Here is a 22,327-nt window from a genome sequence, read left to right as displayed (position 1 = left end):
ATCCGACGGCCGACCGCGCAAGCGCTTGCTTTTGGCGCCCACCGGAACGCGTCTGCTTGGCGCCTCACCCGTTGTGCAACGCTCAGGCACCTATTTATTTGATTTGATCAGGACAGTTTTTTATGAAAACCGCACAGGAACTCCGCGTAGGCAACGTCGTGCAGATCGGCAGCGACGCATGGGTCATCGCCAAGGCTGAATACAACAAGTCGGGCCGCAACTCCGCCGTCGTCAAGATGAAGATGAAGAACCTGCTGACGAATGCAGGCCAGGAAGCGGTCTACAAGGCTGACGACAAGTTCGACGTCGTCGTGCTCGACCGCAAGGAAGTGACGTACTCGTACTTCGCCGACCCGATGTACGTGTTCATGGACGCCGACTACAACCAGTTCGAAGTCGAAGCCGAAATGATGGGCGAAGCGCTGAACTACCTCGAAGACGGCATGGCTTGCGAAGTCGTGTTCTACAACGAGAAGGCGATCTCGGTCGAACTGCCGACGGTCCTCGTTCGCGAGATCACCTACACGGAACCGGCAGTCAAGGGCGACACGTCGTCGGGCAAGGTGCTGAAGAACGCCAAGCTCGCAACGGGCTTCGAACTGCAAGTGCCGCTGTTCTGCAACACCGGCGACAAGATCGAAATCGATACGCGCACGAACGAATACCGCAGCCGCGCGTAATCGTCAGCGATGCCCGCATCGAACAAAGCGCCCTTCGGGGCGCTTTTTGTTTGTCTTGCGCCAACAAGCGAGCGCGGGCAAGGCTCATGTAAAGCACAAAATCCACCGGTAAAGATATTCAATTTGTATCATCGGTAACTGTTTTATAGCGCCGGAGAAATAATGCTCGTTACGCGTTCAGCGGGGCATAAAATCAGTCTTTAATCTGACATGCGGCTGCGGCCCCGATGACCGACAGCCCGCCTCTCTTGACTCGACTCGCGTCCACCATGCCACACGCCCTGATTGTCGAAGACGATCCCAACAGTCTGTCCGGCCTCACCGCGCTGCTCGCCGCGGACGGCTTCTCGGTCGACACGGCCACGTCGCTCGCCGAAGCGCGCACGGCGCTCGGCCGTTCGATTCCCGATGTCGTGCTCGTCGACCTGAACCTGCCGGACGGCAGCGGGTTCGACCTGCTCCAGCACCTGCCGCAGCAACAGCCGAACGGCTCGCTGCCCGTCATCGTGCTGACGGGCAATGCGACGGTCGAGAGCGCCATCGAGGGCCTGCGTCACGGTATCTGGGACTACCTGCTGAAGCCGATCAACATTCCGCGCCTGCGCAGCCTGCTCGCGCGGATTCCCCGTCCTTACGAACTGATCGACGAAGTGCAGTCGTTGCGCGCATCGCTGCGCCATCTCGGCCGCTTCGGCGCACTGGTCGGCCGCAGCGACGCGATGCAGCACGTGTACGACATGATCGAGCACAACGCGCGCACCGAAACGGCCGTCCTGTTCTCCGGCGAAGCCGGTACCGGCAAGAAACTGGCCGCGCGCACGCTGCACGACCTGAGCCGGCGCCGCAAGGGGCCGTTCGTGTCGTTCGACTGCAGGACGATCGCGCAGGCCGGCCGGCACGGCGCATCGCTCGACAGCGTACTGTTCGGCCATGAGCGCGGCGCGTTCGACGGCGCCGAGCGCCGCGAATCGGGCCTGTTCGAGCAGGCCGGCGGCGGCACGCTGTTCCTCGACGAAATCACCGCGCTGCCGCTCGTGCTGCAGGAAGCACTGCTGCATGCACTCGATTCGCAGAACTTCATGCGGATCGGCGGCACGAGTTCGATCACGAGCGATTTCCGGCTGATCGCGACCACCCGCCGCCCGGCGCGCGAAGCGGTCGCGAACGGTACGCTGCGCGAGGATCTGTGGTTGCGCCTCGACGCGGCGTCGATCACGATGCCGCCGCTGCGCGAGCGCGACGGCGATGCACTCGCGATCGGCGACGCGCTGATCGACGAGCTGAACCGCGAAGCGCGCGCAACCGGCCGCAGCACGACCGACAAACGCGCGGCACCGGGCTTCGTGCGCGAATGCCTGTCCTACGAATGGCCGGGCAACGTGCGCGAACTGCAGGAACGCGTGCGCTTCGCGTACGACGCATCGGGCGATTTCATCGAGACGCTGCGCGCGGGCGAGCCGAGTTTCTCGGCCGGCGCCGCGCTGAACGGCAGCAGCGTGCAGATCAAGGTCGGCACGCCGCTGTCCGACGTCGAGGATCTGCTGATCCGCGCGACCCTCGATGCGGTCGGCGGTACGCGCCACCGCGCGGCCACGCTGCTCGGCATCAGCCCGAAGACGCTGTACAACAAGCTGCAGCGGATGAAGGTGAACTGAGCGGGCGTCGATGCTTGCAGGCACTGGCGGAATCAGACCGTTAGTTGCGCCAAGAGAATCACCGTCCCCGCCCGCTTGACTCGTGACGCTACCCGGTTCGCACCTGCAGTAACTCATGAAAAAGCCGCGCAACTGCGCGGCTTTTTGTTTCGGCGACCGGGGAATGGCACACGTCGCGCCATCCCCTCCCCGCTCATGCCAGTGCGCTGCTCAACAGCGCCTGCGCCTGCAGGTATTCGGGCTGCGCGATCAGCTTGTCCCACTTGGGTGCCTTGCCGCGCGCGCGCATCCGCTTGAGGCGTCGCACCGACTCGTCCGTTGCCCGCGCTTTCAACCCGTTCAGCACGACCTCGGCCGCGTCCGGCTGGTTGCAGACGAGCACCATATCGCAACCGGCAGCGAGCGCGGCGTCGGCCGCCTGCGTGAGCGTGCCGCCTTCGCGCGCGGCTTCCATCGACAGGTCGTCGCTGAAGATCGCGCCGGTGAAGCCGAGCCGCCCGCGCAGGATGTCCTGCAGCCACACGCGCGAAAAACCGGCCGGCCGCTTGTCGACCTGCGTGTAGATCACGTGCGCGGGAATCACCGCGGACAGCGACAAGCCGAGCCAGTCGTAAGGCGCGACGTCCTGCTTGAGGATCGCATCGAGCGTGCGGTCGTCGGTCGGCAGCGCCACGTGCGAGTCGGCCTCCGCGAAGCCGTGCCCCGGGAAATGCTTGCCGCAGTTCGCCATCCCGGCGAGCGACAGCCCGTGGTTCAGGCTCTTCGCGAGCAGCGTGACGACGCGCGCATCGCGATGAAACGCGCGATCGCCGATCACTTTCGAGTGCCCGTAATCGAGGTCGAGCACGGGGGTGAAACTCATGTCGATCCCGCATGCGCGCAATTCCGCGGCCAGGATATAGCCGACGGCCGTCGCGACCTTCGTCGCGAGCAGCACGTCGCGATCCCACAGCTCGCCGAGACGCCGCATCGCGGGCAGCACGGTGAAGCCGTCGGTGCGGAAACGCTGCACGCGCCCGCCTTCGTGATCGACGGCGATCAGGATGTCTTCGCGCACCGCGCGGATCGAGTCGGTCAGCGCGGTCAGTTGCGCACGGTTCTGGAAGTGCCGCGCGAACAGGATCACGCCGCCGGTATTCGGATGCGCGAGGCGCCGCGCATCGTCGCGCGACAGGGCCGTGCCGACGACGTCGAGCATGACCGGGCCGGGAGTCGTTTTCATCGAATCGGGAATTCCGTCAGGAGGAGGTTCGGGAAACAGGGGCAGGCGCGGCGTCCGTCTCGGCGATCACGAACGACACCGCGTAGTCGCGCTCGTCGCTGACCGTCACGCGTGCCGTGATGCCGCGGGCGGCAAGCCAGTCGGCCAGCTCGCCCGACGCGACCACGTACGGCTCGCCGCTCGGGTGATTGAGGGTCTGCAGCGCACGCCACGTCATCGGCCAGTGCATGCCGAGCCCGATCGCCTTCGAGAACGCTTCCTTCGCGGAAAAGCGCGTCGCGAGGAACGCGATGCCGCGCGCCTCGGAGCGGGCGCGGCGCGCATGGAACACGCGCAGCTCGTCGGGGCCCAGCACCTTCTCGGCAAACCGGCCGCCCGTGCGTTCGAGCACGGCCGCGACGCGGCTCACCTGCGCGATGTCGGTACCGATGCCGTAGATCGCCATGTCAGTACGCGCCGGTGTGGCCCGGCTGAGCCGGGTCAGGCATGACGCGCGATGCGCAGCGGCCTTTCATCTTCAACGCGCGCCGCCATGCAGCGCGGCAACGCGTGCGGCGACCATGATCGCCTTCATTTCGCGCACCGCATTGTCCCAGCCCGAGAAAATCGCGTGCGCGACGATCGCATGGCCGATGTTCAGCTCGACGATGCCGTCGATCGCGGCGATCTGCTGCACGTTCGTGTAGTGCAGCCCGTGACCGGCATTGACCTTCAGGCCAAGCTGCGCGCCGGCCTGTACGCCCGCGACGATGCGCTCGTATTCGCGCTGCTGCTCGGCTTCGTCGTGCGCTTCGGCATAACGGCCCGTATGCAGCTCGATCACCGGCGCGCCTGCTTCGTGCGCGGCACGGATCTGCGTCTCGTCCGGGTCGATGAACAGCGACACGCGCACGCCCACGTCGGCAAGCTGCTTGCACGCCGCACGCACGGCCTCGAAGCGGCCGGCGACATCGAGACCGCCTTCGGTCGTCAGTTCCTCGCGCTTTTCGGGCACGAGGCACGCGTCGTGCGGGCGCACTTCGCAGGCGATATCGAGCATCTCGGCCGTCACCGCGCATTCGAGATTCATGCGCGTCTTCAGCAGCGGGCGCAGCTTGCGCACATCCGCATCGACGATGTGGCGACGATCCTCGCGCAGATGCAGCGTGATCGCGTCGGCGCCGGCTTCCTCGGCGGCGAGCGCCGCGCGGATCGGATCGGGGTAGGTCGTGCCGCGCGCATTGCGCAGCGTCGCGACGTGGTCGATGTTCACGCCGAGGTCGATGGCGGTGGGCGTTGTCAGGAAGAAGCTCATAGGTTTTGCAGGTCGATCAGGATCTGACGCGTGGCAAGCGGCGTACCGCCGAGATAGGTGTTCAGCAGGAAGCGCATCAGCGTCTTGCTTTGCGCAACCGTCTGGGCTCGATGGTAATCGTCCTGCTCCATGTCGAGCAACGTCTGCCCGGAAATGACCGGCCAGTGCGACGGAACTTCGTCGTCCGCGTTGCGCACGCCGCGCTCGGGATCGAACACGTAGCGGCGGTCAGGCTCGACCGCGCGGCGCGCGACCGTGCGGTTCAGCGCCATCGCGTAGCCGGTCTCGCGCAACAGCACGCGCTCGAACGAGCGCAGTACCTGCACCGCGGGCTCGCCGTGGGCAAGGCGCGTGAGGGTCAGCACGTAGTGGTTGAAGAGCGGCGGCTGAGGATCCTCGCGCGCGCAGAATTTCACGAGCAGCTCGTTCGCGTAGAAGCCGCACAGCAGCCCGTCGCCGCCGAGCGGCAGCATCCCGCCGACCCACTCGGCGCCCGTCAGCGTGCGCACCTCGGATTTGCCCGACCACGACAGCAGCAGCGGCTGGAAAGTCTGCAGTACACCGCGCAGCGCGGAGTGCGGGCGCTTCGCGCCCTTCGCGACGAGCGCGAGCCTGCCGTGATCGCGCGTCAGCACGTCGACGATCAGGCTCGTTTCACGATACGGGTAACTGTGCAGCACGAACGCCGGCTGCTCGGCGACGCGGAAATCGGACGTGCGAGACGTCGCGCGCCGCGCCTTGCGCGGCGGTTCGGGCGGTGCCGGCAGCGGCGCGTCGTTCGCGCCGGCCGTCACCGCGTCTTCGGTCGACGTCAGTGCGTCATTCGTACCCATAGGCGCGCAGCCCTGCCTCGTTGTCGGCCCAGCCGCTCTTCACCTTCACGAAGGTCTCGAGGTACACGGGGCCGTCGAACAGCTTCTCCATGTCCATCCGCGCCTCGGTGCTGATCTGCTTGAGCTTCTCGCCCTTCTTGCCGATCACCATCGCCTTGTGCGAATCGCGCTCGACGAGGATCGTCGCGAAGATGCGCTTCAGGCGCCCTTCCTCCTCGAACTTGTCGATCAGCACGGTGCTCGTGTACGGCAGTTCGTCGCCGGTCCAGCGGAACACCTTCTCGCGCAGGATTTCGGCGGCGAGGAAACGCGAGCTGCGGTCGGTCAGCTCGTCCTCGCCGTAGATCGGCTCGCCTTCCGGCAGGTACGGCTTGATCGTGTCCAGCAGGCGCTTGATGTCTTCCGGACGCTGCGCCGACAGCGGCACGAGCTCGGTGAATTCGCGCAGCGTGCTCATCTGCTGCATGAACGGGAACAGCGACGCCTTGTCGGTCACGCGGTCGATCTTGTTCGCGATCAGCAGCGTCGGCATGCCCGGCGGGATCAGGTCGAGCACCTTCTGGTCGTCGGGCCCGAAACGGCCGGCCTCGATCACGAACAGGATCACGTCGACCGACGTGAGCGTCGACGTGACCGCGCGGTTCAGCGAACGGTTCAGCGCGGTGCTGTGGCGGGTCTGGAAGCCCGGCGTGTCGACGAACACGAATTGCGCGTCGTCGAACGTATTGATGCCGGTGATGCGGTGGCGGGTCGTCTGCGCCTTGCGCGACGTGATGCTGATCTTCTGGCCGACGAGTGCGTTCATCAACGTCGACTTGCCGACGTTCGGGCGGCCCACGATCGCGATCATGCCGCAACGGAAACCGGTAGGAGCGGGAGTGTTCATATCGTTTGGGAGACAGGTTCGGAAACGGCCGCGCGGCGCGCGGCACGATCGATGGGCAATTCAGTGGTCGGCATCGGCCACGCGCGCCTGCGCGGCAGCGAGGCTCACGCCGCCCGGCGGCGTCTCGGAATCCGGTGCCGCCGTGTCGCGCGTGCGCGCAGCCGTGCGCGAAGCGGAGTCGGTACCGGCGGAAGTCTTTTCGGCAGACGCGGGGGCCGGATCGGCGGCCTGCGCAGCCGGCTTGTCGGCTGCGCGTGCGGCGGGCACGGCTTCAGCGGGCTTCTCCGCGGACTTGTCGGGTCGCTCGGCCGGCTTTTCAGCAGCCTTGTCGACCGCCGGCTTCGCCGCCCGCTCACCCTTCTCGGCAGATGCGTCGACATGCGCCGCGCGAATCGCGGCCATCGGCGCCGCGGCCGGCTCATTACCGGTCGCCGCGGTTGCCGCGGGCGCCGCACCGGCCGCCCTCGCCTCGCGCGCCGCCGCGCGTTCCTTGCGCTCCGGCGAGCGCAGGTCGAGCGCTTCCTGCACGCCCTTCACGCCCGGCACGATTTCGGGTTCGACATGCTTCGACCCGCGTGCGTTTTTCGAGCGCTTCGGCTTGGCGGCCAGCATCGGCGCGGCCGCCATCACCTCGTCGAGCGCCTTCTTCGCGGCGGCCTGCTCGGCCGCGCGCCGGCTCGCACCCGAGCCCGACACCTTTACGTCGAGCTTCGGCACCGTGCATTCGACTTCGAATTGCTGATTGTGCGCCGCACCATGCGTCGCGACCACCGTGTAGGTCGGCAGCGCGATCTTGTGCCCCTGCAGGTATTCCTGCAGCAGCGTCTTCGCGTCCTTGCCGAGCGTGCGCGGATCGATGTGGTCGAGAATCGGGATATAGAGGCGCTTGATGACCCCTTGGGCGGCTTCGAAGCCGCCATCGAGGAACACCGCCCCGATGATGGCTTCGAACGCGTCCGCGAGGATCGACGGGCGGCGGAACCCGCCGCTGCGCAACTCCCCCTCGCCGAGCCGCAGCCCGTCCGAGATATTCAGGGCCTGAGCAATTTCGTACAGCGACTGCTGTTTGACGAGGTTGGCGCGTACGCGCGACAGATCGCCTTCGTCCAGCTTGCTGAAACGCTGGAACAAAAGGGCAGCCACCGCGCAATTCAGAACGGAATCGCCGAGAAACTCGAGCCGTTCGTTGTGCGTGGCACTGTGACTACGATGGGTCAAAGCCTGGCGCAACAATTCCGCATTGCGAAATTCGTAGCGCAGCCGGCTTTCCAACTGGGATAGGGGCATGTGCAGGAGTATAACGCGGGCGCCGGTCGGGCCGAAACGGCACGGCCGGACGCGAAAAGGCGTGACGAGGCGGTGTTACCGCCGGTTCTTAAAGTAGTTCGGCAATACGCGACGCGGCCCGTGCGTCGCGTATTGCGAGTGACCCGGATGCGATCAGTTGAAGGAACCGATGCGCTTGAGGTCGCTGAAGTTCATCCAGATGAAGAACGCGCGGCCGACGATGTTCTGGTCCGGCACGAAACCCCAGTAGCGGCTGTCCGCACTGTTGTCGCGGTTGTCGCCCATCATGAAGTAGTGACCGGGCGGCACCTTGCAGATCACGCCGCGGCTGTTGTACGTGCAGTTGTCGCGAAACGGATAGTCGTATGCGCCCATCACGAACGGCGGCACGGCCGGGTTGTTGAGGATCGCGTTCTTCTTGTTGCCGATCGTTTCCTCGAACTGCTTCGCGTAATTCTGGCGCTCGTCGTCGAAGAAATCGGGCAGCGGCGTTTCGGGCACCGGCTGGCCGTTGATCGTGAGCTGCTTGTCCTGATATGCGACGGTGTCGCCCGGCAGGCCGATCACGCGCTTGATGTAGTCGACCGACTCATCCTTCGGATAGCGGAACACGACGACGTCGCCGCGCGACAGCGGGCTGCCCTGCGTGATCTTCGTGTTCGTCACCGGCAGGCGCAGCCCGTATTCGAACTTGTTGACGAGGATGAAGTCGCCGACGAGCAGCGTCGGCACCATCGAGCCCGACGGAATCTTGAACGGCTCGACGACGAACGAACGCACGACGAACACCGCCAGGATCACCGGGAAGAAGCTCGCGGTGTACTCGAGCCACCATGGCTGGCGCAGCTTTTCGTCGCGCAGCTTCGAACGCGTCTGCACCGCGTTTTCATCCGCGAAACGCTTGTCGATGCGCGACTGCTGGCGATCGAACTCCTCGATCGCCGAGTCGGCCGCCTTGCGTCGCTGCGGCAGGAACACCAGTTTGTCCAGCACCCACGCTACGCCCGTCAAGATGACGAGCACAAAAAGAATCAGCGCAAAATTCATAAAAGGAACAGTCCTGTTATTTGTCTTCGACGCGCAAGATCGCAAGGAACGCTTCCTGCGGGATCTCGACCGAACCCACCTGCTTCATCCGTTTCTTGCCTTCCTTCTGCTTTTCGAGCAGCTTCTTCTTTCGCGTGATGTCGCCGCCGTAGCACTTCGCAAGCACGTTCTTGCGCAGCGCCTTGATGTTCTCGCGCGCAACGATGTGCGCGCCGATCGCGGCCTGGATCGCCACGTCGTACATCTGGCGCGGGATGATCTCGCGCATCTTCGCGGCCACTTCGCGGCCGCGGTATTGCGACTGCGAGCGGTGCACGATGATCGACAGCGCATCGACCTTGTCGCCGTTGATCAGCATGTCGACCTTCACGACGTCCGACGAACGGTATTCCTTGAACTCGTAGTCCATCGACGCGTAGCCGCGCGACACCGACTTCAGGCGATCGAAGAAATCGAGCACGATCTCGGCCATCGGGATCTCGTACGTGAGCTGTACCTGGCGGCCGTGATACTGCATGTTGATCTGCGAGCCGCGCTTCTGCTCGCACAGCGTGATCACCGAGCCCACGTAGTCCTGCGGCATGTACAGGTTCACGGTGACGATCGGCTCGCGCACTTCGGCGATGCGGCCGGGCTCCGGCATCTTCGCCGGGTTCTCGACCATGATCGTCGAGCCGTCGCTCTGCACGACCTCGTAGACGACCGTCGGTGCGGTCGTGATGAGATCCATGTCGAACTCGCGCTCGAGCCGCTCCTGCACGATTTCCATGTGCAGCAGCCCGAGGAAGCCGCAGCGGAAACCGAAACCGAGTGCCTGCGACACTTCCGGCTCGTACTGCAGCGACGCGTCGTTCAGCTTCAGCTTCTCGAGCGATTCGCGCAGCGCGTCGTACTGGTTCGCTTCAACCGGATACAGCCCCGCGAACACCTGCGGCTTCACTTCCTTGAAGCCCGGCAGCGGCTCGGCGGCAGCCTTGGTCGCATGCGTGACGGTATCGCCGACCTTCGCGGCCGTCAGTTCCTTGATGCCGGCGATGATGAAGCCGACCTGCCCCGCCGACAGCGATTCGAGATTGCGCGATTTCGGCGTGAACACGCCGACGTGCTCGACCGGATACTGCGCGCCGGTCGCCATCATCTTGATCTTGTCCTTCGGACGCAGCGTGCCGTTGACGATGCGCACCAGCATCACGACGCCGACGTAGTTGTCGAACCACGAGTCGATGATCAGCGCCTGCAGCGGCGCGGCCGGATCGCCCTTCGGCGGCGGCACCTTCGCGATCAGCGCTTCGAGGACGTCCTCGACGCCGAGGCCCGTCTTCGCGCTGCAGCGCGTCGCGTCGGTCGCGTCGATGCCGATCACGTCCTCGATCTCCTCGATCGCGTTCTCGGGGTTCGCGGCCGGCAGGTCGATCTTGTTCAGCACGGGAACGACCTCGACGCCGAGCTCGATCGCCGTATAGCAGTTCGCGACCGTCTGCGCCTCGACGCCCTGGCTCGCATCGACGACCAGCAGCGCGCCTTCGCACGCGGACAGCGAACGGCTGACTTCGTACGAGAAGTCGACGTGCCCCGGCGTGTCGATCAGGTTCAGGTTGTAGACCTTGCCGTCGCGCGCGCGATAGGACAGCGCGGCTGTCTGCGCCTTGATCGTGATGCCGCGCTCGCGCTCGATATCCATCGAGTCGAGCACCTGCGCTTCCATTTCACGGTCGGCGAGGCCGCCGCATACCTGGATGATGCGATCCGCGAGCGTCGACTTGCCATGGTCGATGTGCGCGATGATCGAGAAATTGCGAATATGATCCATTCAGTGCCGATCAAGCGAAAAAGGCGCGCTCGACGACCGCTGAGCACGCCTTGTGTAAGTCGGTGAAAAAACGGCTTATTTTAGCCGAAAAGGCCTTCGCCGGGCGGTATTTCCAACGCCGGCCCGCGCGGCACCCTGCCGGGGCCGCCCGCCGGGCAAAGCCCGGTGCCAGGCGCCGCCGCAAGGCAGCAGCCCGGCTTCAGCGCCGGGCCGCGAGCGCGTCGTGCACCTTCGCGGCGTCGAACCGGTGGCGGCACACTTCCGCACCGTCCAGCAGCAGCACGGGCACGTCCTCGTCGTAGCGGGCGACGAGTGCCGCATCGGTATCGATGTCGATGTAATCGACCGCAACACCGAATTCGGCCGCCACCGGCGCCAGGGCGTCGCGCATGTCGTCGCACAGGTGGCACCAGCCGCGGCCGTAGAGCGTGAACATCGGCGCGTTATTTCTGGCGCGGCCGCACGGGCACGAACTGCGTGTTGTCGCCGCGCCGCACGAGTACCGCGACCGCCTTCTGCGGATCGAGCTGCGCGGTCACTTCGGCGAACTGCTTCGCGTTCGTGATGTCGGTGTCGCCGACACGCAGCACGATGTCGCCGCGCTGCAAGCCCGCACGGGCGGCCGGGCCGTCGACGCCGTCGATCTGCACGCCGTTCTTCAGCTTCAGCGTCTTCATCTGCTCCGCCGTCAGGTCGCTGACCGTCAGACCGAGCGAGTTGGCCTGGCGCGGCTTCTGCGGCGCGTTCTTGCGCTGCTCGGCCTTCGCCGTCGATTCGGCCGGGGTTTCCGCGATCGTGATCGGCAGATCGCGTGCCTGACCCTTGCGCCACACGCTGACCGTCGCCTTCGTGCCCGGCTTCGTGTCGCCGACCATGCGCGGCAGATCCGACGCCGTGTCGACCGAACGGCCATTGAACTTCAGGATGATGTCGCCCGGCTGGATGCCCGCCTTGTCGGCCGGACCGCCCGGCTCGACGCTGCTGACGAGCGCGCCCTCCGCCTTCGGCAGCCCGATCGAGTCGGCCACGTCCTTCGTCACTTCGCCGATCGCCACCGCGATCCGGCCGCGCGTGACCTTGCCCGTCGCCTTCAGCTGGTCGGCCACGCGCATCGCCTCGTCGATCGGGATCGCGAACGAGATGCCCATGAAGCCGCCGGTACGGCTGTAGATCTGCGAGTTGATGCCGATCACCTCGCCCTGCATGTTGATCAGCGGGCCGCCCGAGTTGCCGGGGTTCACGGCGACGTCGGTCTGGATGAACGGCAGGTAGTCGCCCGTGTTGCGGCTCTTCGAGCTGACGATGCCGGCCGTCACCGTGTTGTCGAGGCCGAACGGCGAACCGATCGCGACGACCCATTCGCCGACACGCACCTTGTTCGAATCGCCGATCGCGACGACCGGCAGGTTCGACGCCTGGATCTTGACGACCGCGACGTCCGTGCGATCGTCGACGCCGATCAGCTTCGCCTTGAATTCGCGCTTGTCGGTCAGCGTCACGTAGATGGTGTCCGCATCGTCGACGACGTGCGCATTGGTCATCACGTAACCGTCGGCCGACACGATGAAACCCGAACCGACGCCACGATTCTGTTCGGTGTCGGGCGGATTGTCCGGCGCCGGCGCGTTCTTCGGGTTGCCGCCACCGTTGCCGGGCGCCTGCGGCAGCGGAATGCCGAAGAAGCGCCGGAAGAATTCCGACATGTCGCCGTTGTCGAAGCCCGGCGGGAGCATCCCGCGCGGGCCGCTGCTCGTCGGCACGTTGGCGGTGGTCCGGATGTTCACGACGGCCGGCCCGACCTTTTCGACCAGATCGGCGAAGTCGGGCAGGCTGGCAGCGGGAGTCGTCACCGCGACCGCGGTATGTGGCACGAGCGGCAGGCAGGCAGACAGCGCCGCCGCCGCGAGCCATTTGCGCAGCGTGAGTTTCATCATGTCGGAAGCCGTAGCGTTACTTGGAAGCCTTGTATTCTATGGCAGACGCGAACTGCTGCAACGTAGCCGGCGGCACTTCGCCGAGCACGGTGATCCAGTAGTCGCCGCGGCGCTTCACGAGAACGTTCGTTGCACCGGTGCTGCCCGCGCCTTCCTTGCGCGTATTCTTTTCGGCCGGCTCGATGAAAACCGAGATCGTCGCGAGACCGTCGGTGAAGACGGCCTGATCGACCGGAATCGGCGGCTCACCCGCGTCGCGCGCGGCCATCGGCCGGCGCACTTCGCGAATCTTCTGGAAACCGGCGACACTCGGTGCGAGTTGCCAGCCCTGCGCTTCCATGTCGACCGTCGCAACCGGCGGGCGCACGACCGTCCAGCCGCTCAGGTTGCGCATGCCGGCCGCGATCGCGGCCTTGTCGCCGCTTGCGCCGCCCGTCTGCAATTGCGAGAACGCGATCTGCTCGAGCACATGATCGTTCGCATCGAGCGTCTGCGAACGCAGCAGCAGCCCCGTGCGCGCATCGGCCCACAGCTTGTACGTGAAGCGGTATGCGTCCTTCGGCACGAGCTCGACGACCTGCGCGTCGATCCCCGCGACACGATCCTTGCCGAGCGACTTCGCGTCGTAGACGGACATCACGTGCTCGCCGCTCGCGCCGAGCAGCGCGGGGAACGAGTCGCGCGTCTGACGGCGCTCGACCACGCACAGCTTGCGCTCGGGTACGAACGTGTACAGCTCGTCGTTGTGGCGCAGCAGCTTGCGCGGCTTGCCGTCGAGCGTCTCGATGCGTTCGAACTCGCCGTCGCGGGACGCGACGTGCGCAATGCGCGACGACTGCACATACCCGCCGCGCTGATAGACGAACGTGCCTTCGTAGCTCTGCTGCTGCGCCGCTTGCTGGACGCGGTCGAGCCAGTCCGCGGCACCCTTGCGGGTCGCGACGGGATCGTCCGGTTGCTGGGCGCTGGCAGGAAGGGATTGAACGGACAACAGGGCGGCTGCGCAAAGCAGGAGGGCCGGCAGCCGCTTCCATCCGGAGATGGTTTGATTCAACTGCAATGTCCGCATCGGGTTTATTGGCCTGGCGTGGTGGTCACGGCAGCACGGATCAGCGGCATCGAACCCGTGACGACGGGCTGCTGCGCGAATTGCTGGTGCGCTTCAAGGTATTGGTCGAGGCTGGCGTCGCGGATGATGTTGACGTCCTGCAGCCCCGGCTGGGCCGATGCCTGCGCAACCGTCACGCGCTGCAGGTTGCCGCCTTGCGGCGCACCGGCCGACGCGACCTGGACGGCGCCCGGGGCACCGGCCGTCTGCATTTGCGGGACGACGATCCACGTCAGCGTGGCCGCCGCGGCGGCAACCGCGAACGCGGGCACGACGCGCCGGCGCAGCGACAGCAGCTTGCGCGCGACGGGCGCGGCCGCCGGCGCGAGCAGGTGCGGCTCGCTTTCGAGCGCAGCCGACATGCGCGCGGTGAACGCGACGCTCAGCGCGGGCGACAGCGCCAGTTCGTCCGAGCGCAGCGCATCGCCGATCAGGTGGTAATGGGCCCACGCAGCGCGATCCGCGCGGTTGAGCTCAGCCAGAAACTGCCCGTTGTCCGGGCCATCGAACATTTCGCCGTCGACCAGCGCGGAAAGGCGCTCGCCGCGCGAGCACGCTTGCGACTGCGTATTGACCGACCCCATGATGCTCCCCATCTTGCACACCCCGTCGTGACTTCACGACTCTAACCGTAACTAGACCCCGACCCGCGTCGCTCCGCCTGTCGCGCTTACCAGCGCTTGCCTTCGGGCGTATCGAGCAGCGGACGCAATTTGGCAGCGATTGCCTCGCGTGCACGGAAGATCCGCGACCGGACCGTCCCGATCGGACAGCCCATCATTTCCGCGATCTCTTCGTAGCTCAGGCCCTCGATCTCGCGCAGCGTAATTGCCTGGCGCAGTTCCTCGGGCAGCAGAGCCATGGCAGCGTTGACCGTCTCGGCAATCTGCTTGCTCATCAACATCGACTCAGGCGTGTTGATATCCCTTAGTTGGTCTGCGTCGGAGAAAGTTTCCGCTTCCTCCGCATCGGCCTCGGTCGAGGTCGGCGCCCGGCGGCCTTGCGTCGCAAGGTAGTTCTTCGCCGTGTTGACGGCAATTCGGTACAACCACGTATAGAACGCCGATTCGCCGCGGAATTGCGGCAGCGCACGATACGCCTTGATGAACGCGTCCTGGGCCACATCCTCGACCTCGGCGGGATCCCGCACGAGGCGCGAGATCAGCCGAATGATCTTGCGGTGGTATTTGGAGACCAGGAGTTCGAACGCCGCCTTGTCGCCCTTCTGTACGCGTTCGACCAGAGCCTGATCGATTTCTTTTTCACTCACCTGACAAATCCGTTAACTAGGGATGCAACGCGGAGCGTCATTGTAACGTTCCCGCGCCGGACGCTGGTTACGGTACGTAACCGCGCCGCCGTCATGCCCGACCCGCCGCGCCCGCCGTCTTCGCCAGCACGGAAAGCGCGCTGAACGATGCGGCGTCGAGCGCATCGGCCGGAATCAGCAGCGGCCGGGCCCGCCGGGCACCCTGCCCGACCGACAGCACCAGCAGCAGGCTGCTCCAGTGCGCATGCCCCGTCACGCGGCCACGGGCCAGCAGGCGCCCGGTGCGGCCAAACGCCGCAATTTCCCCGAACGCGTCGATCCGCAGCTCGGCCGGCAGCCGGCGGGCACAGGCCCGTGCGGCGCATACGGCCAGCAGCGCGGCCGTCACGGCCGACACGCATGCGCCCGCAGCAGCGCCCGCGCGCGGCGCCCAGAACAGGTAGGCCGACGCGGCAGCCGACGCGACGAACGCGGCCAGCACGACATATGACACGGCCGAGGCCCGCAACGCAAAGCGCTGCGGACGCCCGGCCGGCGCATCGAATGGACTCGTCAAGTGACTGCGGCGTCAGACGCGCTTGAACACCAGCGTGCCGTTGGTACCGCCGAAGCCGAAGTTGTTCTTCACGGCCACGTCGATCTTCATGTCACGTGCGGTGTTCGCGCAGTAATCGAGATCGCACTCGGGGTCCTGGTTGAAGATGTTGATGGTCGGCGGCGACACGTTGTTGTGCAGCGCGAGCACCGTGAACACCGACTCGAGGCCGCCCGCGCCGCCCAGCAGGTGGCCCGTCATCGACTTCGTCGAGTTCACGACGATCTTGTACGCATGCTCGCCGAAAGCCGCCTTCACCGCGTCGGACTCGTTCTTGTCGCCCAGCGGCGTCGACGTGCCATGCGCGTTCAGGTACTGGACCTCGTCCGCGTTCACGCCGGCGTCGCGCAGTGCCGCGACCATGCAGCGGCGCGGGCCGTCCATGTTCGGCGCGGTCATGTGGTACGCATCGCCCGTCATGCCGAAGCCCGAGACTTCCGCGTAGATCTTCGCACCGCGCGCCTTCGCCGCTTCGTATTCCTCGAGCACCATCACGCCCGCACCTTCGCCCAGCACGAAGCCGTCGCGGTCCTTGTCCCACGGTCGGGACGCGGTGGCCGGATCGTCGTTGCGGGTCGACAGCGCGCGCGCTGCCGCGAAACCGCCGATGCCGAGCGGCGACACCGTCGATTCGGCGCCGCCCGCGACCATCACGTCGGCGTCGCCGGCCTGGATCAGGCGCGCCGCGAGGCCGATGCTGTGCAGGCCGGTCGTGCAGGCCGTGACGGCCGCGAGGTTCGGGCCCTTCAGGCCGAACATGATGCTCAGGTGACCCGAGATCATGTTGATGATCGAGCCCGGCACGAAGAACGGCGAAATCCGGCGCGCGCCGCGATCGACGTAGGTCTGGTGCGTATCTTCGATCATCGGCAGGCCGCCGATGCCGGAACCGACCAGCACGCCGATGCGTTCCGCATTGGTTTCGTTCACTTCCAGCCCGCTGTCCTTGATGGCCTGGACGCCGGCGGCGATGCCGTAATGGATGAACGTATCCATGTTCCGGGCTTCCTTCGCCGGGATGTACTCCTCGGCGCTGAACCCCTTCACTTCGCCCGCGAAATGGACGGCGAGGTTCGACGGGTCGAACTTCGTGACGGTGGCAATGCCGGACTTGCCGGCGACGAGATTGGCCCAGCCGTCGGCAACATTATTGCCAACAGGCGAAATCAGCCCCAGGCCTGTAACAACAACACGACGGCGGCTCACGGTAACCTCTTTTCCATTATTGGATGACAAAAACAAAAGCCACAGTGGCCACAGGAACCAGCCCTGCGAGCCCTGTGGCTGTTAGTCCGTCCGGCGCGAGGCCGGCAGGATGGCGCGTCAATCGCGAAGATCGCGGCGACGTGGCGGACAAGCGCGAAAGGCGCCTGTTACGCCTTGACGTTTGCGCGAGCGTAGTCGATCGCTTGCTGAACGGTCGTGATCTTCTCTGCTTCTTCGTCCGGGATTTCCATGCCGAACTCGTCTTCGAGAGCCATCACCAGTTCGACGGTGTCGAGCGAGTCGGCGCCCAGGTCGTTCACGAACGAAGCTTCGTTCTTGATCTCGGCTTCCGCGACGCCCAGTTGTTCAGCGACGATCTTCTTGACACGTTGTTCGATGTTGTCCATTACCCCTCCGAGGGAAAGTTCAGATTTACAAGTGCGCGCATTTTATCAGGTTTGCTGACGCCAAAACGCGCGTTGGCTTGATGGTCGATCAAGCGCCGATCCGCCTGAAAAACGGGATACGGCGCGGATGGTAAACGAAAATCGTTACGACATGTACATGCCGCCGTTCACGTGCAGCGTCGTACCGGTGATGTAACCGGCCTGCGGCGATGCGAGGAACGCGACGGCATGGGCAATGTCTTCCGGGCTGCCGAGGCGGCCGAGCGGAATCTGGGTCTTGAGCGCGGCCTGCTGTTCTTCCGGCAGCGTCTTCGTCATGTCGGTGTCGATGAAGCCCGGCGCCACACAGTTCACGGTGATGCCGCGGCTGCCGATTTCACGTGCGAGCGCACGGGTCATGCCCGCGACGCCGGCCTTCGCGGCCGCGTAGTTGACCTGACCCGGGTTACCGGCCGAGCCGACCACCGACGTGATGTTGATGATGCGCCCGCCACGCGCCTTCATCATCGGGCGCAGCACCGCGCGCGACAGGCGGAACACCGACTTCAGGTTGGTGTCGATCACCGCGTCCCAGTCCTCGTCCTTCATCCGCATCGCGAGCTGGTCCTGCGTGATGCCCGCGTTGTTGACGAGCACGTTCAGCGCACCGAATTCCTTCACGGTCGCGTCGATCAGCGCCTCGGCGGCTGCCGCGTCGTTGACGTTCAGCACCGCACCGCGACCCGTGACGCCCGCTTCCGCGAACGCCGCGGTGATCGCCGCGGCGCCCGACTCACTCGTCGCCGTGCCGATCACCGTCGCGCCCAGGCGCGCGAGTTCGAGCGCGATCGAACGGCCGATGCCGCGCGATGCGCCGGTAACGATCGCAACCTGTTTATCGAGAGTCTTGTCCATGAATCGAATATCCGTCTCTTGAGAAAAGGCGCCGCGTCAGGCGGTCACCAGCTTGAGCACTTCGTCGAGCGACGCCGGATCGAACACCGACGCACCCGTCAGGTTGCCGTCGATGCGCTTCGTCAGGCCGGCGAGCACCTTGCCCGGACCGCATTCGATCACGTGCGTGACGCCCGTGCCTGCGATGTGCTGCACGCACTCGACCCAGCGCACCGGGCCCGCGGCCTGGCGCACCAGCGCGTCCTTGATCGCGGCCGGATCGCTGACCACGGCGACGTCGATGTTGTTGACGACCGGAATCTGCGGCGCCTTCACGTCGACGTTCGCGAGGTAGTCGCGCAACTGATCCGACGCCGGCTTGAGCAGCGACGAATGGAACGGCGCCGACACCGGCAGCGGCAGCGCGCGCTTCGCGCCCTTCGCCTTCGCGATCTCGCAGGCCTTTTCGACCGCGGCCTTGTTGCCTGCGATAACGACCTGTGCGGGTGCATTGAAGTTCACTGCTTCGACGACGCCCGCTTCCGCGGCTTCCGCGCATACCGCACGCACCGTGTCGTCATCGAGCCCCAGGATCGCGGCCATGCCGCCCTGGCCGACCGGCACGGCCGTCTGCATCGCCTGCGCGCGAAAGCGCACGAGCGGCACGGCATCCTTGAACGCGAGCGCGCCGGCGGCGACGAGCGCCGTGTATTCGCCGAGGCTGTGGCCGGCGACGATCGACGGCGCCGGGCCGCCCGCCTGCTGCCACGCGCGATAGCACGCATAGGCCGCGGTCAGCATCACGGGCTGCGTGTTGGTGGTGAGGTTCAGCTCTTCGGCCGGGCCTTCGGCGATCAGCTTGCCGAGATCCTGATTGAGTGCATCGGACGCCTCCTGGAGCGTCTCGCGCACGACGGCCAGATCAGCGAATGCGTTGAGCATGCCGACCGCCTGCGAGCCCTGCCCCGGAAATACGAATGCAAATTTCATATCGTCCCCAATTGAATCGATTCGGACGGCGCGCACGAATGGCGCGCCGGTGGGATCCGCGCGCAGCAGTCGCGCGCCGCGGATCAGTAGCGGAAGACCGACGCGCCCCAGGTGAAGCCGCCGCCGACGCCTTCGATCAGCACGTGCTGGCCACGCTGGATGCGACCGTCGCGTACCGCGGTATCGAGCGCCAGCGGGATCGACGCGGCCGACGTGTTGCCGTGCTGGTCGACCGTCACGACCATGCGCTCCTGCGGCAGGCCGAGCTTGCGGCAGGTGCTGGTCATGATGCGGATGTTGGCCTGGTGCGGAATCAGCCAGTCGATCTGCTCGGGCGCGAGATTCGCCTTCGCGAGCGCCTCGATCGCGACCTTCTCGAGCACGTTGACCGCGAGCTTGAACACGGCCTGCCCGTCCATGTATAGGAACGCGCTGCCTTCGATCACGCCGCGGTTGACGTTGCCCGGCGTGCAGAGGATATGCGAGTAGCTGCCGTCCGCGTGCAGCGCGCTGCCGAGCACGCCCGGCTCTTCCGACGCGGACAGGATCACCGCGCCCGCGCCGTCGCCGAACAGCACGCAGGTCGTGCGGTCCTTGAAGTCGAGAATGCGCGAGAACGTCTCCGCGCCCACCACGAGCGCGGTGCGGTGCTGGCCGCTGCGGATGAAGCTGTCGGCCGTCGCCATCGCGTACGCGAAGCCCGAACACACGGCCTGCACGTCGAAGGCCGCGCCGCCGTTCTTGATGCCGAGCTTGTTCTGCAGCAGGCACGCGGTGCTCGGGAACACGAAATCGGGGGTCGAAGTCGCGACGATGATCAGGTCGATCGACTGCGGATCGATGCCGGCGGCCTCGATCGCGCGACGCGACGCCTCGAGCGCGAGGTCGCTGGTCGTGACGTCCGGTGCGGCGAAATGGCGCGCATGGATGCCCGTGCGCGCAACGATCCATTCATCGCTCGTCTCGATGCCTTCCTTCGCAAGACGATCGGTCAACTGCTGGTTCGTGACGCGGTCAGGCGGCAGGTAGCTGCCCGTGCCGAGCACGCGGGAATAGAGAGTCGATTGGGCCATTTATGCTTTAGAGGATTGCGCAGCGGAAGGTTCGGCGTGATGGCCTGCGGCGGGGCTTGCATGGCCCGCGCCGCCCGCGTTGTGTTCGCCGTCGCCGAGCGACACCGAATTATCCGCCATCGCACGCGTGAGGCGCTCCAGCACGCCGTTTTTGACGGCATCATACCCGCGTTTGATTGCCCACTCAAACGCGTAGGCATCGGCCGAACCATGGCTCTTGATCACGAGGCTCTTCAGCCCCAGCAGCGCCGCGCCGTTGTACTGGCGGTGATCGACACGCTTCTTGAAACGCATCAGGACAGGCAGCGCGAGCAGCGCCATCAGCTTCGACATCAGCGAACGGCCGAACTCTTCGCGGATGATGTCCGACAGCATCTGCGCGAGCCCCTCGGACGTCTTCAGCGCGACGTTGCCGACGAAGCCGTCGCACACGATCACGTCGACCGTGCCCTTGTAGATGTCGTTGCCTTCGACGTTGCCACGGAAGTTGAGCGTGCTGGCGCGCAGCAGTTCGCCTGCGCGCTTGATCGTCTCGTTGCCCTTGATCATCTCTTCGCCGATGTTCAAGAGGCCGATCGTCGGACGCTCCTTGCCTTCCAGCGCAGCCACGAGCGCGTGCCCCATTTCCGCGAACTGCAGCAGGTGCTGCGGTTCGCAGTCGACGTTCGCGCCGAGGTCCAGCATCATCGTGTAGCCGGTCGGGTTCGGCAGCGCGAACGCGATCGCGGGCCGCTCGATGCCGGGCAGCGTCTTGAGTACGTAACGGGAAACGGCCATCAGCGCGCCGGTATTGCCGGCGGAGATGCAGGCCTGCGCCGCGCCTTCCTTGACGTGGTTGAGTGCGACGCGCATCGAAGAATCCTTCTTCTTGCGCAGCGCCACTTCGACAGGGTCGTCCATCGCCACGACTTCGGTGGCGGGAACGATGGTCAGCGCGGGATCGTCGAGGACTTTCAGCTTTTTCAGCTGAGCGCGGATCGCGCTTTCGATGCCGACGAGCATCAGGTGCGCATCGGGATGCGCGCGGACGAACTTGACTGCCGCGGGAACGGTCACGGACGGGCCGTGGTCGCCTCCCATGCAATCGATTGTGAGCTTTACGGTCATGGAATGCGACGAATTTCAGGCACAAAAAAGCGGCAGTTGAATGCCGCCTTTTTGTTGAGCCAGGAAAGTGTCAAGCGAACCAGTTGTCACGCGAACGGCAAACGTAGCGCGCAACGCGTGACTTGACGCTTAGTCGTTCTTCGTCTTGACGACTTTCTTGCCGCGGTAGTAGCCGTTCGGGCTGACGTGGTGACGCAGGTGCACTTCACCCGTGCTCGGCTCGACTGCCAGCGGCGCTGCCGTCAGGAAATCGTGCGAACGATGCATGCCGCGCTTCGACGGCGACTTCTTGTTTTGCTGGACTGCCATGACTAACTCCTAAATAATTTTCCGGATTCTAACACAGCCCGATCCGGCGCTTAACTACCCTGGCCCAAAGCCTTTACGCCTTCCCGCGCCACAACTGCTTAGTGTTTCTTGGTGCCGTCACCGCCCTTCTTCAGCGCCTCCAGCGCCGCGAACGGATTCGGCCGTTTGCCTTCGTCCCCGGCTTCGTCGGACTCCTCGTCCGTCTCTTCCGCGGGACCGCTCGCACCCGACACGAGGCTTTCGTGAACTGCCGGGCAAACCTCGTGCTTGGGCACGAGCGGCAACGAAAGCAGCAATTCCTCTTCGATCAAGTCGACGAGATCGAACTGGCGTGAGCCCACGATCACATCGGCTTCATCGTCGTCGAGCGGAAATTCTTCAGCTTCTTCTTCGGTCGCGACGACCCGGTACGTCATGTCGACGTCGAACGTCTGGTCGTACGGGGTCATGCAGCGCTGGCACGTGAGCCACGCATGACCGTGCACCGCGAGGCGCAGATACGGCTGCTGCCCGTCGGCGCCGTCGTCCTGCAACTCCTTCTGGGTGAACCCTTCTGCCTGCCATGTGAAGACCGTGTCGCGATCTGGCGCGTCCGCGGGCACTTCGTTTAACATGCGCGGCAGTTGCGAGAGGTGCACCGCGCCTGCTGCCTGCCGCCCGCTGCGGGCGAACTCGAACAGGTCGACTGCATGCGGATCAAGTGGCGCCGCAGCAGGTTTGCCAGAAGAAGTGTTCATGTGC

24 protein-coding genes are annotated in these 22,327 nt (G+C 65.5%); 2 read left to right on the top strand and 22 right to left on the bottom strand.

Going from position 1 to position 22,327, the window contains the following annotated elements; translation table 11 throughout:
* The first annotated feature begins 122 nt into the window (after positions 1-122).
* Together efp and APZ15_RS09405 are read left to right on the top strand one after the other, a co-directional pair.
* Positions 123-680: an elongation factor P gene (gene efp / locus APZ15_RS09410; protein WP_011351421.1), complete on the top strand. Its 558-nt coding sequence runs from the start codon at positions 123-125 to the stop codon at positions 678-680.
* Positions 681-949: 269 nt separating this feature from the next.
* A complete protein-coding gene (locus APZ15_RS09405) occupies positions 950-2,335 on the top strand; it encodes a sigma-54-dependent transcriptional regulator (protein ID WP_027788001.1) in 1,386 nt (461 codons plus the stop codon).
* A gap of 193 nt (positions 2,336-2,528) precedes the next feature.
* Here the strand turns inward: APZ15_RS09405 and nagZ are convergent, their stop codons facing one another.
* From nagZ to APZ15_RS09295, 22 genes are all read right to left on the bottom strand, one after another.
* Positions 2,529-3,557, bottom strand: a complete 1,029-nt coding sequence (gene nagZ / locus APZ15_RS09400) for a beta-N-acetylhexosaminidase (protein WP_021159684.1) — start codon at positions 3,555-3,557, stop codon at positions 2,529-2,531.
* A gap of 16 nt (positions 3,558-3,573) precedes the next feature.
* Complete coding sequence (gene acpS / locus APZ15_RS09395) at positions 3,574-4,002, bottom strand: holo-ACP synthase (RefSeq protein ID WP_021159685.1); 429 nt, start codon at positions 4,000-4,002, stop codon at positions 3,574-3,576.
* Positions 4,003-4,074: 72 nt separating this feature from the next.
* Positions 4,075-4,851: a pyridoxine 5'-phosphate synthase gene (gene pdxJ, locus APZ15_RS09390; protein ID WP_027788002.1), complete on the bottom strand. Its 777-nt coding sequence runs from the start codon at positions 4,849-4,851 to the stop codon at positions 4,075-4,077.
* On the bottom strand, positions 4,848-5,684 hold the full coding sequence (recO, locus tag APZ15_RS09385) for a DNA repair protein RecO (protein ID WP_021159687.1): 837 nt from the start codon (positions 5,682-5,684) through the stop codon (positions 4,848-4,850). Before recO ends, pdxJ begins: the two co-directional genes overlap by 4 nt.
* On the bottom strand, positions 5,671-6,570 hold the full coding sequence (gene era / locus APZ15_RS09380; RefSeq protein WP_027788003.1) for a GTPase Era: 900 nt from the start codon (positions 6,568-6,570) through the stop codon (positions 5,671-5,673). The genes recO and era overlap by 14 nt, the downstream gene beginning before the upstream one ends.
* 60 nt (positions 6,571-6,630) lie before the next feature.
* Positions 6,631-7,857, bottom strand: coding sequence for a ribonuclease III (gene rnc, locus APZ15_RS09375; protein ID WP_027788004.1), 1,227 nt, complete (start codon positions 7,855-7,857; stop codon positions 6,631-6,633).
* Positions 7,858-8,010: 153 nt separating this feature from the next.
* Positions 8,011-8,904 (bottom strand): signal peptidase I, encoded by an 894-nt coding sequence (lepB, locus tag APZ15_RS09370; RefSeq protein ID WP_027788005.1) that lies wholly within the window; start codon positions 8,902-8,904, stop codon positions 8,011-8,013.
* A 16-nt stretch (positions 8,905-8,920) separates the two neighbouring features.
* Positions 8,921-10,714 carry a translation elongation factor 4 gene (gene lepA, locus APZ15_RS09365; protein WP_021159691.1) on the bottom strand — a complete coding sequence of 598 codons (1,794 nt, stop codon included), beginning with the start codon at positions 10,712-10,714 and terminating at the stop codon, positions 8,921-8,923.
* Between the two features lie 199 nt (positions 10,715-10,913).
* The gene (locus tag APZ15_RS09360; RefSeq protein ID WP_027788006.1) at positions 10,914-11,150 is read right to left on the bottom strand and encodes a glutaredoxin family protein; all 237 of its coding nucleotides are present in this window, start codon (positions 11,148-11,150) and stop codon (positions 10,914-10,916) included.
* 7 nt (positions 11,151-11,157) lie between these two features.
* Positions 11,158-12,648 carry a DegQ family serine endoprotease gene (locus APZ15_RS09355; protein ID WP_027788007.1) on the bottom strand — a complete coding sequence of 497 codons (1,491 nt, stop codon included), beginning with the start codon at positions 12,646-12,648 and terminating at the stop codon, positions 11,158-11,160.
* Between the two features lie 16 nt (positions 12,649-12,664).
* Complete coding sequence (locus tag APZ15_RS09350) at positions 12,665-13,717, bottom strand: MucB/RseB C-terminal domain-containing protein (RefSeq protein WP_027788008.1); 1,053 nt, start codon at positions 13,715-13,717, stop codon at positions 12,665-12,667.
* A 5-nt stretch (positions 13,718-13,722) separates the two neighbouring features.
* Positions 13,723-14,340, bottom strand: coding sequence for a sigma-E factor negative regulatory protein (locus APZ15_RS09345; protein ID WP_027788009.1), 618 nt, complete (start codon positions 14,338-14,340; stop codon positions 13,723-13,725).
* A gap of 86 nt (positions 14,341-14,426) precedes the next feature.
* Positions 14,427-15,026 (bottom strand): RNA polymerase sigma factor RpoE, encoded by a 600-nt coding sequence (gene rpoE / locus APZ15_RS09340; RefSeq protein WP_006490873.1) that lies wholly within the window; start codon positions 15,024-15,026, stop codon positions 14,427-14,429.
* Between the two features lie 91 nt (positions 15,027-15,117).
* Positions 15,118-15,582 carry a hypothetical protein gene (locus APZ15_RS09335; RefSeq protein ID WP_021159696.1) on the bottom strand — a complete coding sequence of 155 codons (465 nt, stop codon included), beginning with the start codon at positions 15,580-15,582 and terminating at the stop codon, positions 15,118-15,120.
* A 12-nt stretch (positions 15,583-15,594) separates the two neighbouring features.
* A complete protein-coding gene (gene fabF / locus APZ15_RS09330; RefSeq protein ID WP_021159697.1) occupies positions 15,595-16,827 on the bottom strand; it encodes a beta-ketoacyl-ACP synthase II in 1,233 nt (410 codons plus the stop codon).
* A gap of 167 nt (positions 16,828-16,994) precedes the next feature.
* A complete protein-coding gene (gene acpP, locus APZ15_RS09325; RefSeq protein ID WP_004197638.1) occupies positions 16,995-17,234 on the bottom strand; it encodes an acyl carrier protein in 240 nt (79 codons plus the stop codon).
* 144 nt (positions 17,235-17,378) lie between these two features.
* Positions 17,379-18,128, bottom strand: coding sequence for a 3-oxoacyl-ACP reductase FabG (gene fabG / locus APZ15_RS09320; protein ID WP_006476504.1), 750 nt, complete (start codon positions 18,126-18,128; stop codon positions 17,379-17,381).
* Between the two features lie 36 nt (positions 18,129-18,164).
* The gene (fabD, locus tag APZ15_RS09315; protein ID WP_027788010.1) at positions 18,165-19,097 is read right to left on the bottom strand and encodes an ACP S-malonyltransferase; all 933 of its coding nucleotides are present in this window, start codon (positions 19,095-19,097) and stop codon (positions 18,165-18,167) included.
* Between the two features lie 83 nt (positions 19,098-19,180).
* Positions 19,181-20,170: a beta-ketoacyl-ACP synthase III gene (locus APZ15_RS09310; RefSeq protein ID WP_027788011.1), complete on the bottom strand. Its 990-nt coding sequence runs from the start codon at positions 20,168-20,170 to the stop codon at positions 19,181-19,183.
* Positions 20,171-21,277, bottom strand: a complete 1,107-nt coding sequence (gene plsX, locus APZ15_RS09305; protein ID WP_027788012.1) for a phosphate acyltransferase PlsX — start codon at positions 21,275-21,277, stop codon at positions 20,171-20,173. It lies immediately after the preceding gene.
* A gap of 129 nt (positions 21,278-21,406) precedes the next feature.
* Entirely contained in the window at positions 21,407-21,586 is a 180-nt protein-coding gene (rpmF, locus tag APZ15_RS09300) for a 50S ribosomal protein L32 (RefSeq protein ID WP_006051932.1), read from the bottom strand.
* A gap of 98 nt (positions 21,587-21,684) precedes the next feature.
* Entirely contained in the window at positions 21,685-22,323 is a 639-nt protein-coding gene (locus tag APZ15_RS09295) for a DUF177 domain-containing protein (RefSeq protein ID WP_021159702.1), read from the bottom strand.
* Between the last annotated feature and the right edge of the window lie 4 nt (positions 22,324-22,327).

It is taken from the genome of Burkholderia cepacia ATCC 25416 (genome assembly GCF_001411495.1).
Classification (GTDB): Bacteria; Pseudomonadota; Gammaproteobacteria; order Burkholderiales; family Burkholderiaceae; genus Burkholderia; species Burkholderia cepacia.
The sequence above is the reverse complement of the archived record's forward strand: the minus strand, read 5'-3'. Positions and strand labels throughout refer to the sequence as shown.

Bases quoted from the DNA above. Each gene is read 5' to 3' on its own strand.
- efp (WP_011351421.1), top strand. From the start codon at position 123: ATGAAAACCGCACAGGAACTCCGCGTAGGCAACGTCGTGCAGATCGGC.
- APZ15_RS09405 (WP_027788001.1), top strand. From the start codon at position 950: ATGCCACACGCCCTGATTGTCGAAGACGATCCCAACAGTCTGTCCGGC.
- nagZ (WP_021159684.1), bottom strand. From the start codon at position 3,557: ATGAAAACGACTCCCGGCCCGGTCATGCTCGACGTCGTCGGCACGGCC.
- acpS (WP_021159685.1), bottom strand. From the start codon at position 4,002: ATGGCGATCTACGGCATCGGTACCGACATCGCGCAGGTGAGCCGCGTC.
- pdxJ (WP_027788002.1), bottom strand. From the start codon at position 4,851: ATGAGCTTCTTCCTGACAACGCCCACCGCCATCGACCTCGGCGTGAAC.
- recO (WP_021159687.1), bottom strand. From the start codon at position 5,684: ATGGGTACGAATGACGCACTGACGTCGACCGAAGACGCGGTGACGGCC.
- era (WP_027788003.1), bottom strand. From the start codon at position 6,570: ATGAACACTCCCGCTCCTACCGGTTTCCGTTGCGGCATGATCGCGATC.
- rnc (WP_027788004.1), bottom strand. From the start codon at position 7,857: ATGCCCCTATCCCAGTTGGAAAGCCGGCTGCGCTACGAATTTCGCAAT.
- lepB (WP_027788005.1), bottom strand. From the start codon at position 8,904: ATGAATTTTGCGCTGATTCTTTTTGTGCTCGTCATCTTGACGGGCGTA.
- lepA (WP_021159691.1), bottom strand. From the start codon at position 10,714: ATGGATCATATTCGCAATTTCTCGATCATCGCGCACATCGACCATGGC.
- APZ15_RS09360 (WP_027788006.1), bottom strand. From the start codon at position 11,150: ATGTTCACGCTCTACGGCCGCGGCTGGTGCCACCTGTGCGACGACATG.
- APZ15_RS09355 (WP_027788007.1), bottom strand. From the start codon at position 12,648: ATGATGAAACTCACGCTGCGCAAATGGCTCGCGGCGGCGGCGCTGTCT.
- APZ15_RS09350 (WP_027788008.1), bottom strand. From the start codon at position 13,717: ATGCGGACATTGCAGTTGAATCAAACCATCTCCGGATGGAAGCGGCTG.
- APZ15_RS09345 (WP_027788009.1), bottom strand. From the start codon at position 14,340: ATGGGGTCGGTCAATACGCAGTCGCAAGCGTGCTCGCGCGGCGAGCGC.
- acpP (WP_004197638.1), bottom strand. From the start codon at position 17,234: ATGGACAACATCGAACAACGTGTCAAGAAGATCGTCGCTGAACAACTG.
- fabG (WP_006476504.1), bottom strand. From the start codon at position 18,128: ATGGACAAGACTCTCGATAAACAGGTTGCGATCGTTACCGGCGCATCG.
- fabD (WP_027788010.1), bottom strand. From the start codon at position 19,097: ATGAAATTTGCATTCGTATTTCCGGGGCAGGGCTCGCAGGCGGTCGGC.
- APZ15_RS09310 (WP_027788011.1), bottom strand. From the start codon at position 20,170: ATGGCCCAATCGACTCTCTATTCCCGCGTGCTCGGCACGGGCAGCTAC.
- plsX (WP_027788012.1), bottom strand. From the start codon at position 21,277: ATGACCGTAAAGCTCACAATCGATTGCATGGGAGGCGACCACGGCCCG.
- rpmF (WP_006051932.1), bottom strand. From the start codon at position 21,586: ATGGCAGTCCAGCAAAACAAGAAGTCGCCGTCGAAGCGCGGCATGCAT.
- APZ15_RS09295 (WP_021159702.1), bottom strand. From the start codon at position 22,323: ATGAACACTTCTTCTGGCAAACCTGCTGCGGCGCCACTTGATCCGCAT.